This window comes from Clostridium sp. YIM B02569, from assembly GCF_022320765.1.
In the GTDB taxonomy this organism is placed as follows: domain Bacteria; phylum Bacillota; class Clostridia; order Clostridiales; family Clostridiaceae; genus Clostridium; species Clostridium beijerinckii.
Genome location: NZ_JAKJJX010000002.1, coordinates 272306 through 290581 on the forward strand (window position 1 = coordinate 272306; position 18276 = coordinate 290581).

Annotated in this window: 11 protein-coding genes and 2 pseudogenes; 11 read left to right on the plus strand and 2 right to left on the minus strand. The window is 29.8% G+C overall.

Annotation, left to right across the window (positions count from 1 at the left end; all coding sequences use genetic code 11):
• Nucleotides 1-9: 9 nt before the first annotated feature.
• The 3 genes from L3B96_RS02780 (at nucleotide 10) to L3B96_RS02790 (ending at nucleotide 4392) form a co-directional block, all read left to right on the plus strand.
• On the plus strand, nucleotides 10-900 hold the full coding sequence (locus tag L3B96_RS02780) for a UDP-3-O-(3-hydroxymyristoyl)glucosamine N-acyltransferase (RefSeq protein ID WP_238858764.1): 891 nt from the start codon (nucleotides 10-12) through the stop codon (nucleotides 898-900).
• Nucleotides 901-1232: 332 nt separating this feature from the next.
• Entirely contained in the window at nucleotides 1233-2549 is a 1317-nt protein-coding gene (locus L3B96_RS02785; protein ID WP_238858765.1) for a nucleotide sugar dehydrogenase, read from the plus strand.
• A 55-nt stretch (nucleotides 2550-2604) separates the two neighbouring features.
• Nucleotides 2605-4392: a glycosyltransferase gene (locus L3B96_RS02790; protein ID WP_238858766.1), complete on the plus strand. Its 1788-nt coding sequence runs from the start codon at nucleotides 2605-2607 to the stop codon at nucleotides 4390-4392.
• 453 nt (nucleotides 4393-4845) lie between these two features.
• Here the strand turns inward: L3B96_RS02790 and L3B96_RS02795 are convergent, their stop codons facing one another.
• Entirely contained in the window at nucleotides 4846-5322 is a 477-nt protein-coding gene (locus L3B96_RS02795; protein ID WP_171787453.1) for a PTS glucose transporter subunit IIA, read from the minus strand.
• 353 nt (nucleotides 5323-5675) lie between these two features.
• On the opposite strand from L3B96_RS02795, the pseudogene L3B96_RS02800 reads away from it, so the two are divergent.
• The 3 genes and pseudogenes from L3B96_RS02800 to L3B96_RS02815 all read left to right on the plus strand — a co-directional run.
• A pseudogene (locus L3B96_RS02800) lies at nucleotides 5676-6081 on the plus strand (PTS transporter subunit EIIC); the annotation flags it as partial.
• Nucleotides 6082-6087: 6 nt separating this feature from the next.
• Nucleotides 6088-6333: pseudogene (locus L3B96_RS02805) on the plus strand (6-phospho-alpha-glucosidase); the annotation flags it as partial.
• Nucleotides 6334-6404: 71 nt separating this feature from the next.
• Nucleotides 6405-6956, plus strand: coding sequence for an SIS domain-containing protein (locus tag L3B96_RS02815; RefSeq protein WP_238858767.1), 552 nt, complete (start codon nucleotides 6405-6407; stop codon nucleotides 6954-6956).
• Nucleotides 6957-7042: 86 nt separating this feature from the next.
• On the opposite strand, the gene L3B96_RS02820 is transcribed toward L3B96_RS02815, so the two are convergent.
• Nucleotides 7043-8113, minus strand: coding sequence for a diguanylate cyclase (locus tag L3B96_RS02820; RefSeq protein WP_077829668.1), 1071 nt, complete (start codon nucleotides 8111-8113; stop codon nucleotides 7043-7045).
• A 179-nt stretch (nucleotides 8114-8292) separates the two neighbouring features.
• Between L3B96_RS02820 and L3B96_RS02825 the strand changes: the two genes are divergently transcribed.
• The 5 genes from L3B96_RS02825 to L3B96_RS02845 all read left to right on the plus strand — a co-directional run bounded on the left by L3B96_RS02825 (nucleotide 8293) and on the right by L3B96_RS02845 (nucleotide 17953).
• On the plus strand, nucleotides 8293-8619 hold the full coding sequence (locus tag L3B96_RS02825; protein WP_012060854.1) for a hypothetical protein: 327 nt from the start codon (nucleotides 8293-8295) through the stop codon (nucleotides 8617-8619).
• Nucleotides 8620-8950: 331 nt separating this feature from the next.
• Nucleotides 8951-11221, plus strand: a complete 2271-nt coding sequence (locus L3B96_RS02830) for an N-acetylmuramoyl-L-alanine amidase (protein WP_077829669.1) — start codon at nucleotides 8951-8953, stop codon at nucleotides 11219-11221.
• Nucleotides 11222-11686: 465 nt separating this feature from the next.
• A complete protein-coding gene (locus tag L3B96_RS02835) occupies nucleotides 11687-13672 on the plus strand; it encodes an N-acetylmuramoyl-L-alanine amidase (RefSeq protein WP_077829670.1) in 1986 nt (661 codons plus the stop codon).
• 291 nt (nucleotides 13673-13963) lie between these two features.
• Complete coding sequence (locus L3B96_RS02840) at nucleotides 13964-14362, plus strand: hypothetical protein (protein WP_238858768.1); 399 nt, start codon at nucleotides 13964-13966, stop codon at nucleotides 14360-14362.
• A 432-nt stretch (nucleotides 14363-14794) separates the two neighbouring features.
• Nucleotides 14795-17953, plus strand: a complete 3159-nt coding sequence (locus L3B96_RS02845; RefSeq protein ID WP_238858769.1) for a cadherin-like beta sandwich domain-containing protein — start codon at nucleotides 14795-14797, stop codon at nucleotides 17951-17953.
• The last annotated feature ends 323 nt before the right edge of the window (nucleotides 17954-18276 follow it).

Below are 18276 nucleotides of genomic sequence, written 5' to 3' on the forward strand. Positions count from 1 at the left end.
AGGTTAAAAATGAAATTATCTGAATTAGTTAATAAGATAGAGAATATTAGTATTTATAATGATGGAGAATTTGATAATCTTGATTATTCAAACTCTAAGACGAGAAGTAGGATTTTAACATTTATTAATGATGAAAAATATATACACACATTATCAGAATCTGTAACTTGTATAATATGTGATGCTAAAATAGCTAAAATACTTCCTAATAAATATGGGATTTGTTTATCAGAGAATCCACGTTTAAGTTTTTACTTAATCCATAATTGTTTATGCAGAGATCTTAACTTATATAATAAAGAAGAGTTTGAAACTATTATAGGAGATAATTGTATAATACGTGATAGGAAAGGTATAAGCAGAAGAAATGTAATTATTGGTAATGGTGTAACTATAGAGGAAAATGTTATTATTAGAGAGAACGTTAAAATATTGGATAATTCAGTGATTAGATCTGGAGTTATACTCGGAGGTGAAGGATTTCAGTTTAATAAAGAAGGAAGAATTTTTTTTATTGAGCATTGTGGCGGTGTAGAAATAGGTAGGAATGTTGAGGTGCAATACAATACCTGTATTGATAAAGCAATGTTTCCATGGGATAATACTGTAATTGGAGAAGAAACAAAAATTGATAATTTAGTACATGTAGGACATGGAGCAAAGATTGGTAAAGGATGCTTAATTGCAGCGAATGCATTAATTGGTGGAAGTTCAATCATTGGAAATGATTGTTGGATTGGTGTAAGTGTAACTATATCAAATGGACTTATTATAGGTAATAATGTGAGTATTAAAATAGGAGCTGTTGTTACTACCAATATAGCAGATGGAAGCGCTGTTTCAGGAAATTTTGCAATAGAACATAGCAAATTTATTAAATTTATTAAGAGTATAAGATGAGTTGTATATTTATGCTTTATGTGTAGTTATAGAGTTAACGTGCAAGATAAATGATGTAGTAGTAGTCAAAAATCTAGATAGTAATATTATGGATGTTGGAAATCCAACTAAACTATATAATAACGGTTAAATAATAAAAACAAGTAAGAATGAGATAACATATACTTTTCTTTAGTATATACTATCTCATTCTTATTTTTTCAATATACTGCAAAATCAAAGAACTAATTAATAAGAAAAACATATTATATTATTGAACTTAGGCACATTTAAATAAATAATAGATGTATTTGCGTTAACCGGAAAAAATTTACTAACCAGGGGAGAATTTAATGTTAAATAAGGATAACTTGAGTTATAAGATTAATAATAAAACAGCAACTATAGGTATTGTTGGGTTGGGATATGTAGGTCTGCCTTTAGCGGTTGAATTTGCAAAAAGTGGATATAAAGTATTGGGATTTGATATTCAAGAGAAGAAAGTTAATATGATTAATAATGGTGAAAATTATATTAGCGATGTTATGACTGAAGAATTAAAGTTTGCAATTAAAAATAGAAGATTAAAAGCAAGTAATGAAATTAAGTTTTTGAAAGACACAGATGTAATATTAATTTGTGTTCCTACTCCATTAGATAAATATCAACAACCTGACATAAGCTATGTTAAAGAATCTACAGAATCAGTTGGAAAGTACTTGCATGAAGGGATGCTCGTGATTCTAGAAAGTACAACCTACCCAGGAACTACTGAAGAATTAGTATTACCTACATTAGAGAAAATGTCTGGTTTAAAGTGTGAAAAAGATTTTTACTTAGCGTTTTCACCTGAAAGGGTGGACCCGGGAAATTCAATATATAATACTGCTAATACGGCAAAGGTAGTCGGAGGAGTAGGAAGAGATAGCACGGAAATAGCAGCAGAATTATATAGAAAAGTTTTAAATAGCGAAATTTTTGAAGTATCTACGCCAAGAGTAGCTGAAATGGAAAAGATTCTTGAAAATACTTATAGAAATATAAATATTGGATTAATTAATGAAATGGCAGTTATATGTAATAAGATGAATATAAATATTTGGGAGGTTATAGAAGCAGCAAAAACTAAGCCTTATGGGTTTCAAGCATTTTATCCAGGTCCCGGGCTTGGCGGGCACTGTATACCATTGGACCCATATTATTTAACATGGAAAGCTCGAGAATACGATTATCACACAAGACTTATAGAAACCTCGGGAGAAATCAATAATTTTATGCCTCAATATATAGTGCAAAGGTCTGCTACTATATTGAATAAATTTAATAAAGCTTTAAATAGGGCAAATATCTTGATATTAGGAATCGCCTATAAAAGTGATATAGGCGATTATAGAGAAAGTCCAGCGCTTAAGATAATAGAAAATTTTCAAAAACAAGGTTCAGAAGTAAAATTTTATGATCCATATATATCATCTTATATGTATAAAGGAGAAGAGCATTATGGAATAAAATTGACACAGGAAGTATTAAGGAATGCAGATTTAGTTATTATAACCACTGCCCATAAAAAATATAACTATAGTTTTATTCAAGAAAATTCTATATTCATATTTGATACAAGAAATGCAACTAAAAATGTTCAAAACAAAGATAATATTGAATTGCTATAAGATACTAAAAATATCTATGGAATTAAGAGCATATTCCATAAGATAGGAGGATTGCATGAAGAATCAAGTAAGTTTGTGTATGATTGTAAAAGATGAAGAAGAATATTTACCTAAATGTCTTAAAAGTATTAAGGATATTGTTGATGAAATAATAGTAGTTGATACAGGTTCTACAGATAAAACAGTAGAAATTGCCCAAAATTATGGTGCGAAAATTTATTACTTTAAATGGAATAATAATTTTAGTGAAGCTAGAAATGAATCTTTAAAATATGCCACAAAAGATTGGATATTCATATTAGATGCAGATGATGAGTTGAGTTTAGAGGGAAGAGAAGCCTTTAAAGTATTACTAGATATGGAATTAGATGAAAAAGCAATTTATCATTTTGAAACATTAAGTTACTATGGAAGTGTGATAGAAAATGGTAATATTGCTGTAAATTTAAATCCACGGTTATTTAAAAATTATCGTGGTATTCATTATGAAGGGGAAGTTCATAATCAATTAATTAGGGTAGATGGAGATTATAATGCTGTTTGCAATGATGTAAAAATATATCATTATGGATACCTTGATAAAAGAATCATTTCTAAAGATAAAAGAAATAGAAATATACCTATTTTGAATGAGCAAATTAAAAAAGATCCTAATAATAAATTTGCTTATTTTAATTTAGGAAATGAATATGGGGCAGAAGATGATACGAATAAAGCGTTGGAATGCTACTATAAAGCCTATGAAAATTTTACTCCCAATATAGGTTTTGGTTCCTTATTGATATTACGAATAATTGTCTCTAATTTAATATTAAAAAAATATGATAAAGCTTTAAAATTTATAAGTATAGGAAATTCGAATTATCCCAAATGTACAGATTATTATTTTTATGAATCGATTGTTTGGAAAGAGACCGATAGACCTACTCTTCAAATAAAGGCATTGAAAAAATGTATTGAACTTGGTGAACCGCCTTCTGAATTTAAATTTATATTTGGAACATGGAGTTATAGAGCTTATTATGAGTTGGGTAAGGCCTATATGAAATATAGGGATTATTATACTGCTTATAATTATTATGTTGATGCGTTGAAATCAAAACCCGATTATATTGAACCTTTATATGATATAGCAGATGTATTAAAAGCACAAAATGTATCACTGGAAGAGATGAAAAGAATAATGGAAGAGTTTTTTCCAGAAGACAAAAAGGTTCATTATGGAACTATTGCTGATTTATTTTATTATATTGGATATTACAACATAGCATTAGAATATATAAAAGAATATGAAGAATCAGTAAATGTTACTGAAAATACAATCATGTTAAAATCAAGATGTCTTATAAGAACTGGAGATTTTAAAGAATGTACTAGTATAAATTATAATGATAAAAAAAGCTCAAATTATGTAATTTTGTCTATGTATAAAGTTTTAAGTTTCGTATTACTAAATAGATATGAAGATGCATTATTTATAGTAAATAGTTTTAACGCAAAGAATTTATCTAATTATGATAAAAAGTATTTAGGAGTATATTCTGAGTTAATAAAATTAGTAACCCAAAAATCAACAAGTATGTTGTCAGAGGATGAAAATGATAAAGAATATATGAATATAATTTTAGAAGTTATAGAAATATTGCTTATAAATAATAAATTTGATGAATTAACAGTAGCAGTTAATTTGCTGAATTTAGTAAACACTAAATATGCATTACTTTATCTTGGGAAATTATATTATAAACATGGGTATGTTGATCTTGCGAAGAAAGAAATATTAAGATCAATAAAAGAAGTAGATATATATGATGCAGAAGGATTAGATATATTAAAATACTAAATTAGTTAATAGAGGTATTCAAACCATAGATCATACTTATGGGATAGTTAACCGAAATTGAATAAACTTTTGTTCCATAGGGTTATGAAATTTTTAATAAGAGGTTTCATGTGCAAGGTTGTGCCAATTTTTGCATAATTCTAACATAAAATTAGGACAAGCAAAAAACGCATAACCTTGTACTAAGAACTCTAACAGTTTAGATTCAATGATTGTTTCACGAAATGTATGTAGTTTCTAGTATGGAAACACATTCTAATTAGAAGTCTAATTAATTGTTTATCTATAGAAATTTTTAAAAAATTCATTGTATTTATTAGATAATAATGGTGAATTGTCATTCTTTATGTGATATTTATGTTTGGTTGAATTATTATATTACAAAGGAATGACTTAATTATTTTATAGCAATAAAGAATCCGTACTTTCGATAAGTTAACACATAACTTATAGTTATAAGCTGCATTTTAATACAACATCTTTGCCACCAGAAACTTGTTTGCCAATAATGGGACTTAATGATTTTAATTTGTCATGATTTACTATTATAACTGGAGTTATCAGTGATAATCCTTTGGATTCTATAAGTTTTCTATCTATTTTTAAAATAGGTGTACCAGCAGTTACTTTAGTATTAACAGATTTTAAGATTTCAAATCCTTCACCGTTTAATGAAACAGTTTCTAAGCCTACATGAACTAATAATTCAATTCTATTACTAGTGGTTATTGCAAAAGCGTGTCCACTATCCATTATTAATGATATAGTACCGTCACAAGGTGCAACAACTATATCACCAGTGGAATTAATTGCGATTCCATCACCCGCCATTTTGTCTGCAAATACTGGATCAGGAACTTCGCTTAGATCTATAGTTCTTCCTGAAATAGGAGCAATTATAGTTAATGGTTTCTTAAAAAAATTAAACATAAATATATGACTATATTAAAGATATTTTTAGATATATTCTACTTTATTGGGATATATAAGGAGAAAATATTTCTGAACGATAATCTTCAAAAAGTCATTCACCTCTCTTTCGTGTATTCTAATTATTATATAACGTTAACATAATTACAATGAATTATACTAGTCAACTTTCTTATTGATATGTGTATTCTTAAGTAGAATGCGTAAAATAAAATCACAAGATTCAACTAAGGTGTATTAAGTATAATATAGGTTAATTTTACTTATATTTTATTTAAAAGCAATAGTATTACATAATAGTGTGAAAATTCACGTAAAAAGTGGAAAATTTCATAAAGGTGTAGTAGGCATTCCTATTATATTTAACATTTCATTATTTTCTAAGTACTATCATTTCACAGTGGGGCGAATTTTTTGGAGTTGATTTCTCTGCTCAAGTAGTAGGAACTAGTGGTCTCACCATGATAGCCGATATTAAGACATTGGACATGGGAATGATTGGTGCATTACTCATTTCAGGACTTGTAATTTATTTACATAACCGTTTTTTTTGATACTGAATTACCAGAATAGTTGGAAACGTTTAGCAGATCTACATTTGTATTTATGATTGGATTCTTTGTTATGATTCCAGTAGCAGTTCTTGCGGCATTTATATGGCCTGAAATTCAACTTGGAATGCATAGTTTTCAAGGTTTTGTAAAAGGTGCAGGGGCATTAGGTGTATGGGTGTTCATTTTCTTAGAACGTGCTTTAATTCTATTTTATGTGGTTGAAACTTCGAATCCAGAATATACTCGTGAAAATGAAGTAATGGATGGAAGAGAAAAACATGTATTTGGAATATGTAAAAAAATTATTGAAAGTGCTACAAGCAAAGACAGAGGTTTTGAAGTGGATGCACATGCAACATATATTGTAGATTTAGCATGTGCAATAGCTTAAAATACAAGGGAAAGATTCTTACTTATAGTTCTAAATGAAGGTGCTGTAGAAAACTTCGATAGGACAGCAAATGTAATGTTTCTCATACAACTATTTTACGTTTTACACATAAATTAGGATTACAAGGGTATAGTGAAATGAAAATTCATTTCAAATGGGAAGATAAGCAACAAAATTCATTCGATAATAAAAAAATTGAAAAAACATATAAAGATATTGAGAAGACCATGGAAATTATGAAAGAAAGAGATTTCTACGATGTATTTGAATTAGTTGAGAAGGCAGATAAAAATTATGTTTATGGATCTGGAGCAGTACAAAAAAATGCAGCAAAAGATTTAAAGCGTAGTATGATTTTTGGCAATAAGCTAATCTATGTCATAGAGGGAAGGGAAGAAACTAACATTATTTTAGATGCTTTATCTTCAAAAGATATTTTTTTCTTATTATCTTTATCCGGAAACAATTTATTTATGAATGAGTTTGCGCAAAAGTTAAAGGAAAAAGATGTGAAAATTATTTCTATTACTCAGGTTGGAAATAATGAATTAGCTTCCATCAGCGATATTAGCCTTCAATTCTATACACATCCAATTTCAGTAGGAGAAAATAAAACAAAACTTTATTCAACTACACAATTTTTTCTGATAAATCAAATATTGCTTTTAAAATACTTAGAATATAGATAATGCTTTTAAATCTAACGGCAGATTTATTACTTAAATAAAACTGAGATTCAGGTGAATTTAATCTACACCTGAATCTCAGTTTCATTTTAGCATACTTTATTTCTTCCTGTGCGCTTTGCTAAATATAATGCATTATCAGCTTTGCTTAAGAGAGTATTTATATTTTTTGTTATATCAGGATAAGAACTAATTCCAATGGAAACTGTTATTTTTGCTGTGGCATTATTGTCAAGTTTAAAAGTATTGCATTCTACATTTTTTCTTATCTTTTCGGCAATATCAACTGCATGTTTGTAATTGCAATCTAGTAAAACTGCAGTGAATTCTTCACCACCATTTCTTGAGATAATATCGAAAGTTCTACAAGAATCAATTAAAAGTTTGCTAAGTTGTTTTAATACTAAATCTCCAGAATGGTGTCCATAGGTATCATTAATATGTTTAAAAAAATCAATATCTATCATGAGAATTGATAAGTTTTCTTTCTTTTGTAAGGTGTTTCTAATTGTTTTATCTAATAGTCCATTAAATGCTCTTACATTATTAAGCCCTGTAAGAAAATCTTTTCTCGAGTCGAATTTGAGTTTTTTATACATTTTATTAGTTTTAGAGATGTAGTTTAACTCATAATAAACTACAGTAGAAACCATTATTATAGAAATAACAAAGTTTCCTAGAACAGGGAGTATAAGATTCATATCTTTTAAAACTAATGAAATCCAAATTATTGTTGATATTATGTTAACTATAGTCATCAAAAAATATTTCTTTGAAAAGTTTATCTTATATCTTGATATAATAGTAAAAATTATTAGTAATATAAATAAATTTACAGAAGTAATTAAAGAAGAATAATTTATTCCAAAGAAAGTAAGTCTAAATAGTATTATTATAAATACACTTATAAAAGTTGATATAAATCCTCCATAAATTGAAGTGATTATAACAGGAATAATTCTAAAATCTATTATTGTATTGTGAGTCAAATTAATTCCATAAAATATAAGTACACATCCAGATAAACCAGATAGCATGCCAAAGCATAATTTGAATTTTACTTTAGAATTTGATTTTATAAATTCATCATTTAGTATGTGGCTCCCTAAATATAAAAAAGATATAAGCATTGCAGCGTTCGCAAATAATAATTTAAGCATAAATTCTCCTTTCGATCTAACATATCTAGCAGTTATAATCTATACTTCTGATAAAATATATTGTTCAAATTATTATTATGTATTTATTAAATAATAATACTTTTATTTATAAAGTAACAAAACGACAAGATTACTCATATTATTATTATATAAAATCTTTGTACATGGAGAGGAAGAGAATGAGTAACTGTAACTATTGTGATCCTGGCTTTGAAAGTCCCGGAGCAAACACTCTTGGAGCAAATTGTAATGAACCAATTAGTGACCTAACTTTGTCTACAATGGTTGTAGGAAATCAAGAAGCCGTATTAAGTCGTTTAGTAACGGTACTATTATTTCTATATGCATTTACTAACCAAAATTTTATTTGTCATTTAATCAATACTAACGAAAAGCTGTTATGTAACCAAATGTGTCTTACAGATAAATTAGTAGACAATTTAATAGACAACCTAAATGACTGTAAGAGCGATCTTGCAGGTTGTAGGAGACACCATAGTCACTAAAAGAGAGCACTAAAACAGGCTCTCTTTTAATTATGTGCAATAAAATATTTTTGTTTGAAGATATATATACATTATAATTCAGCTTATATATTCTAAGCATATCTGATAATGTGTTTTATTAGAACTCTAGATATAATTTTACTATAAAACAGATATATGATTGTAATTAATTAACACATTTACATATTAAAAATTGATTAAAGCTATGAAATTTATTGATAAAAAACAATAACTGTGGTTTTATTCTAAAAAAGTCCACATTTTTTCAAATTTGCCTTTAATGCCATGACGTTTTTTGTTAAAATCAAATGTAAGGAGGTGGCACACTGTTTTGAATATTAAAAAGAAATTTACAACATTTGCTTTAGCATTTGCAGTTGTATTAAGTTTAATTCCAGGATTAAGTGCACAAGCGGCAACTACTGATTTTAAAATAATTTCAGAAAGTAAGGTTACTGCAAAGCAAGCAAAAAGTTGGGCTAAATCTAAAGGAGCAACAGATACTTTTGCTGATTTAGCAGATCTCTACTTCAAATACGCATCAGAACATGGTGATGTAAATCCAGCAATCGCATATGTACAAGCAGCAAAAGAGACTGGATATGGTAATTTTGGTGGTGTTCTAGATGAAAGTTATCACAATCCATGTGGACTTAAAAATCCATCTGGTGGAGGCGATACTGATAAAAATGCACATCAAAAATTTGAAAGTTGGGATGAAGGTGTACAAGCACATTTGGATCATTTGGCTCTATATGCAGGAGCAGATGGATATCCAAGAAAAGATACGTATGATCCAAGACATTTTGTGACAATTAAGGGTAAAGCAACTACGGTAAATTCTTTGGGTGGAAAGTGGGCACCTAGTGCTACATATGGAGAAGAAGTTAATGCATTATACAAAAATTTAATGGATTATGCTGGAATAGATTATCCAAAAGATAATGGTAAAACTCCAGATAATCAACCATCAAATGCGTCACCAAATCCAGCAACTCCTGAAAGTAAGCCTAGCGCACCAAATGCATCTGATATTATTACAGAGAATAAACCTCAAAGCTCAAATGATACTGTAGACAATAGTGTTAGTATAACATCAAATATTGGTTGGAAGTATGAGAATGGAGCTTGGTATTACTACAAATCAGATACTACCAAAGCAGTCGGTTGGATTAAACCAGATAAAAATTGGTATTACTTAAATGATGAAGATGGTAAAATGACAACTGGCTGGATAAAAGATAATGGAACATGGTACTATATAGATAAATCAGGTGCTATGGCAAAAGGTTGGAGGCAAGTAGATAATAACTGGTATTTACTAAAGGATTCAGGTGTCATGGAAACTGGATTTCAATTTGATGGATCAGGATTATATTATCTAAATGATTCTGGAGCTATGGCTACTTATAATGGTTGGACAAAGATAAATAATAAGTGGTATTACTTTGAGAAAAGTGGAAAGATAAAAATTGGATGGTTCAAGGAAAATGCTAAGTGGTATTATCTTCAAGGCGATGGAAGCATGGTAACTGGTCTTAAAAATATAGACAATAAGAAGTATATGTTTAATGATAACGGAACCATGACTACTGGTTGGATGAAATTGAACAATTACTGGTATTACTTTAATACAGATGGCAGCATGGCATCAGGATGGATTATTGATAATGGAACTTACTATTATTTGTATGAAACCGGAGCTATGGCGAAAGGATGGATTAATCTTGGTGGAGCGTGGTATTATTTAAAAGACAGTGGTACAATGGCGACAGGATGGGTTACATCTAATGGAGATTCGTATTACCTAGATACTTCAACAGGAAGAATGGTTACTAATACAACAATAGATGGATTTAAGATTGGCTCTGATGGGAAAAAGCAGGCTTCATCTAATCAAAATGATGAAGATAGTTCAGGAAATAATACTCCAACAGATCAAGACGATGAAGATAATTCAGGAAATAGCCCTTCAGCAGGAAGTAATTCTTCAAATGGTAAAAAGACTATAGTAATAGATCCAGGACATGATTATGGCAAAGATTACGGTGCTGAAAGCACTATTGATGGAGTTACTTACAGTGAAACAGTTCTAAATATGCAAGTTGCAGATAAGTTAAAGACAGAACTTCAAAATAGAGGATATAATGTGATAATGACGAGAAATCTTGGTGAGCAGCCTTCATATGGCTCATTAGTTGCGAGTCTTACTCATAGGGTTGATGTTGCAAATAATGCTAATGCAGATTTCTTTATAAGCGTACATCATAATTCAGCTGGGGAGACAGCGAAAGGCGTTCTGACTCTTTATAGTTCAGAATCCCAGGACTCTAAGTTTGGGGGAAAACTAGATAGCAATAGAATAGAAAGAAGTAAGCAAATGGCAACTCTTATAAATAATAATATTGCTAATAAGCTTGGCTTAAATAATAGAGGTGGACAGGAACAAAATTTATTTGTATGTAGAAATACCAATATACCAGCAGTTTTAGTTGAAGTTGGATTTATAACCAATAAAGAAGAAGCAGCAAGATGCGCTGATCCAGCTAGTCAAAAAAAGGTAGCTCAAGCAATAGCAGAAGTTATCGCTGGTAATATTTAAAATGTAATTGTATTAAATTAACTAAGATCCAGGGAGAAAACTAAAGTTGGATATAGTTGAGTTCATACCATCAATATGTATATTATAATTACAAAATTTACAGTAGATAAGTATTAAATAAAGGCTTTGAAGTGTTATTCAATAACATTTCAAGGTTTTTATCTATTTATCAGAGTATGCATTAGCAAAGTCGTTGGTTTTAGTAAAAGCATTTATTATTAGTAAGACTAATATTTAGCGAATTGTATAATTAAAGAATATAAAAAATGTAAATTTATGTAGCCTTGTTGCTAAGTTTATGGTTATATTCGATAATTTTCCTTAAGATAGTGCCATATAATTGGATATATTAGTACCTAAAATAGAATAAAAGCTTGTACTATATAATAGGCAAACTACTTTTAGGGAAAATTTGTCTATATAATTTTTGTTCTTTAGAACTAAATAGAACGGGGGAAAGCTGTTTTGAAGGCTATTAAGAGATCGACTACATTATTTTTTGCTTTTGTGATAGTTTTAATATTAATTCCTATTACTAGCGTAAAAGCTGCTATCACTGATATTAAGATAGTATCAGAGACGAAAGTAACAGCAAAACAGGCTGAACAATGGGCTAAATCAAAAGGTGCAACAGATGCGTTTATTAATCTGGCAAAGTTATATTGGAAGTATTCGCCAGAGCATGGAAATGTTAATCCAGCTGTGGCATATGTGCAAGCTGCAAAGGAAACAGGCTATGGTAAATTTGGAGGAGTTATAAATGAAAGCTACCATAATCCATGTGGATTGAAAATAAGTGCTGGTGGATTGGATAATGATCCAAATGCTCATCAAAAATTCAACACATGGGATGAAGGTGTTCAAGCTCATTTAGACCATCTAGCACTTTATGCAGGTGTAGATGGATATCCAAGGAGTGATTCATATGACCCAAGGGATTTTATTACCATAAAAGGTACAGTAGTAACGGTAAATGCTTTAGGTGGAAAGTGGGCTCCAAGTCTTACATATGGAGAAGAGGTTAATCAATTATATAATGATTTATTAGTCTCAGCAGGAATTGTATCAAAATCAGATAATGACACTTCTAAAAATTCTGGTAGTGATAACGACTCAGGCAAAACTGTAGGAACTGATAAGCCTCAAACAAATACAACAGTTCCAACTGGAATGGAAGCAACCAAGCCAATCCCAGCATCGCCGGATGGTAGTAAAGGTATTTCTTCATCAATAGGTTGGAGATTTGAAAATGGAAATTGGTACTACTACAACTCAGATGGATCTAAAGTTACTGGGTGGATTAAGCCTGATGGTAACTGGTATTACTTATATAGTGATGGAAGTATGGCAAAAGGCTGGAGCCTTTTAAGAGGAAAATGGTATTACTTTAAATCAAGTGGAGCAATGCAGCTTGGATGGATAAAGGATAGCAATAAGTGGTACTATCTTCAAGGAGATGGAAGTATGATTACTGGATTTAACTTGATTGATGGTAGGAAATATTTTTTAGATTCAAGTGGAGCAATGAAGACTGGATGGGTTTCAATTAGTGGACAATGGTATTATTTCAATAGTGATGGAAGTATGCTGACTGGATGGGTTAAACCAGATGGAAGCTGGTACTATTTGTATTCTAATGGAGTTATGGCGACAAATTGGCTTCAGCTTAATGGAACATGGTACTATTTAAGAAGTAATGGTACTATGGCAACAGGCTGGATTTTATCTGGAAATGCTTATTATTATCTATTACCTGTTTCAGGGGCAATGGCTAAGAATACAGTTGTAAATGGATGGCAGATAGGTGAAGATGGAAAAAGAGGAGATAGAATGCCTGGAAGCACAAATGGTAAAGTCATAGTTATAGATCCTGGACATAACTTTGGTGGTGATGATGGCGCTTATTCAACCAATGATGGTATTACATATTCCGAAAGAGATTTAAATATGCAAGTTGCGGATAAGCTAAAAGAAAAGCTTGAAGCAAATGGATACACAGTAATAATGACTAGGAAATCATCTGATAGAGAAGTATTAGGAGTTAATCAAAGCCTTACTAATAGAGTTAATATAGCAAATAATTCAAAGGCTGATCTATTTATAAGTTTGCATCACAATTCAGCTGATGCAGAATCTGCAAGAGGAGTTGAAGTTTATTACAGCTCAAAATCACAAGATGAAAGTTTTGGCGGGGGATATAGTTACGATAGGCTTTCTAAAAGTATGAATATAGCTTCATCCATAGCATCAGCTCTTACAAATAGTACGGGTGCCATAAATAGAGGTGCTAAAGATGGTAATTTATTTGTATGCAGAAATACTACAATGCCAGCTGTTTTAGTCGAATTAGGATTTATAACAAATACAAATGAAGCTAAAAAATGTGCAGATTCATCATATCAAGATGTAGAAGCAACAGCAATTGCTAATGCAGTTTCAACAATAATTTAAATGATTTTACTGCTGAACAGAATTGGTAATTTAATAGCTATAAAAATATAGTGAGAAAAGTTTTAATACAATATACTGATATAATATTTGGTATATTGTATTATTTTTTATAATAATACTTACAGTAAAGAAGTGAGTTCATATTTAAACTAATAGGTTGTAAAATTTTGCAGGATTTGATTACGAATGTATATCATAAAAAATTAATGGATTATTAATAATATAAATGTTGATAGATCTTATTAATTATACTATATTTTATATTAATAGAATTCAAGAGAGGTGAAGTCCATGGATAGGTTAAGAAGATTTATGTTTGGAAGATATGGTGGAGATGAATTATCTAAAGCATTACTTGTTTTATCTTTTATACTACTGTTGATAATGAATTTCGTACCAAAGGATTTAAGATTTTTAATAATATTAGCATATATTCCTGTTATTATATGTATGTTTAGGATATTTTCAAGAAATATATATAAGAGAAGAAATGAGAATTATAAGTATTTAAAAATTAAAAATAAAATAGTAATGTGGTTCAAGAATAATATAAATAGAATAAAAACATTAAAAAACTATAAATATTATACTTGCTCAAATTGTAAGCAAAAATTAAGAGTGCCAAGAGGAAAAGGAAAAATTTCTATTACATGTCCGAAATGTAATAGTTCGTTTAAAGGAAAATCATAAAGTGTTTCACTTAGGGAATATGAATAAGATTATAGAAGTTTAATAAAAGTACCTTCCATAATATATAACTGCTGTATTATATTATGGAAGGTTATTTTTTATTTAGATATTAATATAAGATTATTCATTATTTTATATTATATGATTTTTAGGTAAATTTAATGAATACGCCTTAATACATTCATATAAAGGATATAAATGTCTAAAGGCACAAGGAAATGATTCGATAATAAATAATGGAATGTATTTAAAATTAGTAAAATAATAGTAATTTATTATAACATATTAACACATAAGGGATTTATATAAATTTAGATATTTTTTATTTAATATAATTCTAAGATATGTCTTAATATGATGAGATAAATAGGCGAGCGGCTATATATAAACTAAATTTTGAATTTAAAGCACAATTTAAGGAGGACGAGAATAATGAGCAAGATTAAAAAAAGGTTTATAGCGCTAATAGTGGTATTTACAAGTATAATATCACTTATACCACTTGGATTTAATTCAGAAGTGGCAAAAGCGGATGATATACCTGCAGAAGCTACAGCCAGCAGAGTGAATTTAGATGGAACTATGACACCTCTTCCAAGTAGAATAGATAGTAATACTCAGGAAGAGATACATACTGCTAATTCTCTTGAGGATAATTTCGATATATCTCTTAAAAATATTCAAAAGACTCAAGCTGAATTGATACAGCAGGCGAAAGATTCAAAATCATCAATTACCGGAGTTACAAAGCAGGAAATAGTTGTTAAGGCTATAAATGAAGCTATACTAATCAATGATGATGGGACTGCAAATGCAGATGGACAAAATGCTGTAGCAGGGATGGGGATAACTCTAAGTTATAGTAACAGCACTGGAAATGGTGGGCCAACTCCTGTAGAAAATGATTCAGAAAGAATAGGGGTAAAGATAACAGGGTTACCAGCAGGTGTTAATAAAATTAAATATTCAGTTAAAATAACAACTTTGTCAATAATATATAAAGAAACTAAAAATTCTGACGGAACTGTAACACAAGATGCAACTCCGGATCCAGCTGGAGAAAAGACAGTTACAAAATATGAAAAAACAATAACAATAGAGAATGGTAAGGATTATGCAACTAACCAAATAAGTGAAATGACATTTAAAGCTTATGTTGGTGATGCAGATGCATTTAATGATAAAGATGAGATTTTAGATGCCACAAAAAATGAAAATAATACAGTGCCATTTTTATATTCGACTACGGTGACACCAGATCCTAATATGAAATTAAGATATAATTTTGATGTGCCAGATTCGCTTTCAGCATTAAAATATATCATGACTTTTGGAGATATGATTAATTTAGATAAAGGTGTTGAATTATATAAAAATGGTATACGTGCTGTTGATGGAAGTTTCAGTCTTAATGGACAGAAATTATCTGGAGATTTATCAAATCGAAGTAAGTCAGATTTAATAGTAATTAAGGTAAACTCAGTTACTAATGACAGTAGCTCTACTGTAAAGATAGCGAAGGCATATGCAGTAGAAATTAGATACAATAAATTAGATGCAGAGAAAGATTATAGCTTAAAAAATGCAGGTATAACAAAGCTTGATTTTAATGACGATGACGATGTTAAAGCGTATATTGGAAAGGCGTTTACTGTCACAAAAACTACGTCTGGTTTTTCAGAATATAAAGGAAAAATATACGTAGATTCAAGGGCAGGAATGATAAGTATAAATCCTACGTTAATAAGATCTCAATCCAGTAACAATGTAGCATATACTGTGACTAATAATTATAAAGATTCATCAGGGAAGACTAAAACTGAACAGTCGCAGCTCAAAAATGGAAAACAATATGTTAATTTTGATACGAGCTCAGATTATAATCAGATACAGATAGATGCCTATGAGGGGAAAGATGGAAATATAACCAATTCATCACAGATATTAGCGAGATATCTATTAGATGTCGTTGTTATAAATAATGATAATAACTTTACAATGAATTTAGAATTTAGTAAAACTACAGATAGTAATAGTGATGTGGTGTTAACACAACCAGGAGTAACTAAAGCGAATAATGGGGAAGTTAGTTTTACTTCATCTAGGCGTAGTTATGATTTGTATTATGGATCACCTAATGCAAATTCAGTTATAGTTTCTTTTACGGGGCATCAAAGTGATAAGCATGAATATATAAAAGTATTTTTTGCCGATGATGTAAATAGTACTAATCTTGAGGAGGCCACTGAATCAGTGAATAATACACCTGATAAGGATCTTGTAAGAAGTACTAGCCTTAATGTGAATATTGCTCATAGTAGAAAGAAAATGGTTGTTCAAGCCTACTACGATAAAGTAGAAACAAAGAAAGATGAGAACGGCCAGGATGTAAAGGAAATAACAGGTACGTATACTGTAGGCGATAGCTATGTGCTTTATCTTCCGGAAAATTTTACAGGTGAAGTGACACCAGATCCAGGAGCAAGTTCAAGCAATGCTTCATTAAATTCATTAAAAATTTCAGGATATACTTTAACTGATAGTGATGGGAATTCAGGATTTTCAAGTGATAAATTAGATTATACAACTACTGTGGCAAAAGAAGATACAACTGAAAAGATAACAGCAATAGCCCAAGATGATAATGTTAAGTCAATTATTGCAAGTATTAATGGAAGTGATGCAACTTATGATTTAACTTCTGGAGAATCAAATGAAATTCCTTTAAATACAAATGGGAATACAACTATAACCATAGTTGTAACAGCACAAGATGGGAAAACTAGTAAAACATATAGCATTGTAATTAAGAACAATTCAAAAGGTAGTAATGCTAATTTGAAAAATGTTATTCTTAGCCAAGGAGACTATACATTTGATCCTAAAGAAGATATAACTAAAGTTCGAGTTGATCAAAATGTATCTAAGATTAATGTAACTCCAATAGCAGAAGATTCCAAATCAACAATTAGTGTTAATGGAGAGGAATATTCAGATTCTGCAATAAGTGTTAGCCTTAAAGGAGCTCAGAAAACGGAGATTGATATAGAGGTTATATCTGAAGATGGCAAGGAGACTAAAACTTATACTTTAGAAGTTTACAGAGTTGACTCTTCTGATTGGAATAACGATGATAATAATAATGATAGTGGCAATGATGATGATCAATTTTACGATGATTACAATGATTGTTGGGTAGATTTAACTAAGTATGATGAATGGGGAACAGTAAATGGGAAACCAGTATACTTTGATAAAAAAAGCAGACAAGTTAAAAATGCATGGGTATCTACTGGCGGAAAGTACTACTACCTAAATAATTTAGGATACAGAGCATCAGGGTGGAAAGTTGATGATAAGACTGGTCAGACATATTACCTAGATCCAACAACCGGAGAGATGAGAAAAGGATGGATGAATCTAAATAATAGCTGGTATTACTTGGGGTTAAATGGAGTAATGAAAAAAGGCTGGTTAAATTTAAATGGAAAATGGTATTACTTTACTCCGAATGGACAAATGGTTGTAAATCAAAGTATGTATATTGATGATGGTGTATATAAATTTGGACAAGATGGAGCTATGTACTAAAAATATTTATAGTTTTTAAGCTATGATTTCTAATTATACATATAGCTTATCGAAATAGAGATTATGCTATTTCTACAGTTTCCAATGATTTATGATTGATGGATGTAAGGTCATATTTACAAATCAAATATGTACTGTATAGTAGGGATTTAGAAATTTATATACAAAAGGCACTAAGAGGGGAGGCTTTTCAACTTTCGCTTGTCTGATTAAAGATTTAGGCAAGCGAAAAGTGAGTTTAGCTTTCCTATTAGTGCTTTTTTTAAATATTAAGAGTTCAAATTAAAACAAATGTATTTGATTTTAAACAAGTATCATATAGA

What these genes read in the sequence shown, in the direction of transcription:
- L3B96_RS02780 (WP_238858764.1), top strand. Translation starts at nt 10, where the DNA reads ATGAAATTATCTGAATTAGTTAATAAGATAGAGAATATTAGTATTTAT.
- L3B96_RS02825 (WP_012060854.1), top strand. Translation starts at nt 8,293, where the DNA reads ATGAGTAACTGTAACTATTGTGATCCTGGCTTTGAAAGTCCCGGAGCA.
- L3B96_RS02795 (WP_171787453.1), bottom strand. Translation starts at nt 5,322, where the DNA reads ATGTTTAATTTTTTTAAGAAACCATTAACTATAATTGCTCCTATTTCA.
- L3B96_RS02785 (WP_238858765.1), top strand. Translation starts at nt 1,233, where the DNA reads ATGTTAAATAAGGATAACTTGAGTTATAAGATTAATAATAAAACAGCA.
- L3B96_RS02840 (WP_238858768.1), top strand. Translation starts at nt 13,964, where the DNA reads ATGGATAGGTTAAGAAGATTTATGTTTGGAAGATATGGTGGAGATGAA.
- L3B96_RS02790 (WP_238858766.1), top strand. Translation starts at nt 2,605, where the DNA reads ATGAAGAATCAAGTAAGTTTGTGTATGATTGTAAAAGATGAAGAAGAA.
- L3B96_RS02845 (WP_238858769.1), top strand. Translation starts at nt 14,795, where the DNA reads ATGAGCAAGATTAAAAAAAGGTTTATAGCGCTAATAGTGGTATTTACA.
- L3B96_RS02820 (WP_077829668.1), bottom strand. Translation starts at nt 8,113, where the DNA reads ATGCTTAAATTATTATTTGCGAACGCTGCAATGCTTATATCTTTTTTA.
- L3B96_RS02815 (WP_238858767.1), top strand. Translation starts at nt 6,405, where the DNA reads ATGAAAATTCATTTCAAATGGGAAGATAAGCAACAAAATTCATTCGAT.